The organism is Protofrankia sp. Cr1 (genome assembly GCF_963555865.1).
GTDB lineage: Bacteria > Actinomycetota > Actinomycetes > Frankiales > Frankiaceae > Protofrankia.
The window spans coordinates 14,157-18,159 of the sequence record NZ_CAUVXO010000023.1; the positions used below are offsets into that span (position 1 = coordinate 14,157).

3 protein-coding genes are annotated in these 4,003 nt (G+C 67.3%); all 3 read right to left on the minus strand.

What is annotated here, in order from left to right; translation table 11 throughout:
* Positions 1-142: 142 nt before the first annotated feature.
* Genes U9980_RS04160 through secD form a run of 3 tightly spaced genes read right to left on the minus strand, consistent with a single transcriptional unit; the run spans position 143 to position 3,830 of the window.
* Entirely contained in the window at positions 143-703 is a 561-nt protein-coding gene (locus tag U9980_RS04160; RefSeq protein WP_322766768.1) for an adenine phosphoribosyltransferase, read from the minus strand.
* A gap of 20 nt (positions 704-723) precedes the next feature.
* Positions 724-1,968, minus strand: coding sequence for a protein translocase subunit SecF (gene secF, locus U9980_RS04165; protein WP_322766758.1), 1,245 nt, complete (start codon positions 1,966-1,968; stop codon positions 724-726).
* Between the two features lie 2 nt (positions 1,969-1,970).
* Positions 1,971-3,830, minus strand: coding sequence for a protein translocase subunit SecD (gene secD, locus U9980_RS04170; RefSeq protein ID WP_322766769.1), 1,860 nt, complete (start codon positions 3,828-3,830; stop codon positions 1,971-1,973).
* Positions 3,831-4,003 lie beyond the last annotated feature (173 nt).

Sequence of the window (4,003 nt, forward strand, 5' to 3'; positions counted from 1 at the left end):
TTCGGCCAACCCTTGCAGGCTAACGCTGCGTCGGTCGCTCTCCATCCGCAACCCCAGACAGACACAGCTGGATCACATGTAGGTCACTGGGCCTACGGATCAGAGCTGACGTGATCGAATCGCCACGAGGCCGCCCGATCCGTCACACTTCCATGATCGACGAGATCGCGAGGGGCACCAGGCGATCGCGTCCGAGCAGGAACATGATCTCCATCAGCACGGCGAGCCCGACAACCTCGGCGCCGGACTGGCGTACCAGCTCGGCGGTGGCGAGCGCGGTGCCACCGGTGGCAAGGACATCGTCGACGAGCAGCACCCGGTCACCGGGCCTGAAGGCGTCGGTCTGGACCTCCAGCGTAGCGGTGCCGTACTCCAGATCGTAGGACCTGCTGATCGTCGCACCGGGAAGCTTGCCCTGCTTGCGAACGGGAACAACACCGACACCGAGACGGTAGGCAACCGGAGCCGCCAGCAGGAAACCGCGCGCCTCGATGGCCGCCACGACGGTGGCACCGTGGCCGTCGGCAGTCTCGGCAAGCGCGTCGATGACCACCGCGAAGGCCGCCGGTGTCATCAGCAGAGGCGTGATGTCCTTGAAGATCACTCCGGGCTTGGGAAAGTCGGGAACGTCTCGAACGTGGGCACGCAGCACATCCGCGGCACGGCCTGGGACGCCGGTGGAGGTGGAGGTCGCCGCGGTCATCGGGGTTGGTTCGGTGGTCGTCACCGCCGCTTTTTACCGCCTGGACGGCCTTTGCGGCCAGAACGCCGCGCCTGCGTCGGCCGGCGCGCCGCCCCGGGCCGGCCGGATCGGACCCCGGCCACGGCAGGTTCACGGTTGCCGAGAGGTTTCTCACGTTCGTCGTCGGAGAAATCGTCAGCACCGGTCGCACCCCGCGTCGCACCGATGTCCACCCCGCTGTCCCCTGTCTGCGCATCGGGGTCAGGCGCAGGCATGGTCACCACCCCCGTGGCAACCCGGGGCCCTTTGGCCGACTCGCGCAGGGCCGCCGCCCGGGACCGGGCCACCCGCGCATCCAGTGCCCGGACCGCCGGCTCGTTCTTCTTCAGATCCACCAACAGCGGCGTCGCGACGAACAGCGACGAATACGCACCCGATGCGATGCCGACGAACTGGGCAAGAGCAAGATCTTCCAGCGTACCGGCACCCAACAGCCCGGCACCGACGAAGAGCAGCGAACCGACCGGTACCAGCGCGATGAAGGATGTGTTGAGCGAACGCATCAACGTCTGGTTCAACGAGTCATTGGTGGCCTCGGCATAGGTGCGCCGGCTGGTCGTGCCCATCCCGGCGGTGTTCTCCCGGACCCGGTCGAAGACCACGACCGTGTCGTAGAGGGAGAAGCCCAGGATGGTCAGCAAAGCGATCACCGTGGCGGGAGTGACCTGGAAACCCACCAGCGAGTAGATGCCCATGGTGACGACCAGGTCGTGGACGAGCGACGCCATGGCGGCGACCGCCATCTTCCACTCGAACCTGATGGATAGATAGATCATCACCAACACCAGGAACACCGCGAGCCCCTGCAGCGCCTTGTTGGTGATGGTCGACCCCCAGGACGCACCGACCGTCGAGATGTCGATGGCCGTATCGGCGACGGCGAACCGTTGCTCGATGGCGGTCTGGAGTTGCGCGGTCTGCACGTCGGTCAACGACGGGGTCTGCACCCGTATCTGGTGCGAGGTCTCCAGCTCCTGAACCACGGCGTCGGCGGGGTTGACACCGGCCTCGGACAGTGCAGCCTGCGCCTCCGCGACCGGCCGGCCGCCGGCGGGAAACTGGAACAGCGCACCGCCCTTGAAGTCGATCCCGAGCGAGAAACCCCGGATCGCCATACTGGCGATACAGATCGTCAGGACCACGGCGGAGACGAGATACCAGACCTTACGCCGGCCGACGAAGTCGACCTCGAACTCGCTGCGGTAGAGCCTCCTGGCCCAGGACACCTCTACTCCTCCTGTCCCGCGCCGGCCGGACGCGACCGTGATGACTGTGAATCGGACGATCGCGGATCGGCTGGACGCGCACCCGCCTTGCCCTGGGCGACCGAGGACCGCCCGCTCTTTGTCAGGCGTGCCGGTGCTGGCGGCCTGTCACGGCCGGTACCGGGGGTCTCCCTCGCGCCGACCGCTGAGACCGTGAGGCCCGAGAATCGGCTGGTCGCGAACAACGGCATGCGGACGAGCAGGGAGACAACCGGTTTGGTGAAGATGAACATGATCAGAATGTCGATCAGCGTTGACAGCCCAAGCGTGAACGCGAATCCCCGGACGGACCCGACCGAGAGAACGTACAGCACCGCGGCGGCGAGGAAGGAGACCGTGTCCGCGGACAACATGGTCCGCCGGGCTGACGGCCACGCCCGGTCGACCGCCGCGCGCACGCTGCGGTGGGCGCGGACCTCGTCCTTGATGCGCTCGAAATAGACGACGAAGGAGTCCGCGGTGAGGCCGATGGAGACGATCAGACCGGCGATACCGGCCAGGGTCAAGGTGAATCCGATCCACCGGCCGAGCAGCACCACAGCGGCGTAGATAAGCAGGCCGCTCACCGCCAGCGAGCTGATCACCACAATCCCGAGGGCCCGGTAGTACAGGAACGAGTACAGGACGACCAGCAGCAGACCGATGGCACCCGCCAACAGGCCGGCCTTGAGTGAATCCTTGCCCAAGGTCGGGGATACCGACTCGGCGCTGGACTGCTCGAATGCCAGCGGCAGCGCACCATAGCGCAGCACATTGGCAAGATCCTGAGCGCTGGACTGGGTGAACGACCCCGATATCTGTGCGTCCCCGGCGATGCGGTCATTGGTGCTCGGCGCGGACTGAACCACGCCGTCGAGAACGATCGCCACCTGCTTGCCGATCGTCTCCTCGGTCAACTTGGTGAACTTCGCCTGCCCGCTGCCGGTAAAGCTGACGTTGACGACCCACTGGCCGGTACTCACAGACGTGCTACCGCCGGAACTGGCCAGTCCCGCCGTAGCCGATTTCACGTCGGTTCCCACCACCTCGGCGGGCATGAGCAGGTATTTGGTCGCGCCCGCGCGATCGCAGGCGGCGACCCACTCGGACGGCTTCTCGGTGCTCGCGGTCCGGCGGTGTGCATCCGACGGGGCGCAGGTCAGTGCCTCGAACGCGCTGATGACCTCCGCCGGTGGCGTGGCACCGGCAGCGGCCGCAGCGGCCTGATCCGTCGCCGCCGGCGGCGAGGACGGCGCGGCGGGCGCCGGCGAGCCCGTCGTGGCAGCCTGCGTGGTAGGCGCCTGGGTCGTGCCCGCCTGCGTGGTAGCCGCCTGCGCGAGCAGGCCGCTGCTCACGACATCCGATCGAGTGGTTGTGGACGCAGACGGCTTCGCAGTGGCCCCCGACGTCCCGGAAGGCGACGTGGCGGCCGGACCTCCGGATGAGGTAGCGCCGGGAGCCGGTGTCGGCGAACCATTCTGACCCACAGCTGGGGTCTGACCCGGAGCTGGGGCCGATGTCGGCGCCGGTGCAGGCGCCGCAGCCGCGGGCGCCGACGTGGCGACCTGGCGGAAACGCAGTTCCGCCGTCTGGCCCACCAGCGCAACAACATCATTGCGTCCGCGGCCGGGGACCGCGATCTCGATCTGCGTGTTATTCCGCTTGACCTCGGCCTCAGCGACGCCAAGACCGTTGACACGCTCACGGATGATGTCGACAGCCTTGTCGACCGCCCCGCTGTCCACACCCCTGCCCGCTTCGGTCGACCTGGGCGTGAGAATCACGCTGGTGCCGCCCTGCAGGTCGAGCCCGAGCTTCGGCGTCCAGGTACCCGTCAGGGCCATGACCCCGTAGAGCAACACCAGAAGGCCGGAAAGGACCCCGATCCGGGACCAGGCGGGGCGCGTGGCCTTACGCCGTGGCCCTGACCCTTGTGCCAACGGATGTCCCTTCGTCACGCGCCGGTGCGCTCATTTCACTGTCTGTTCCAGTGCTTACGTCAGTGCTTACCTAGCTG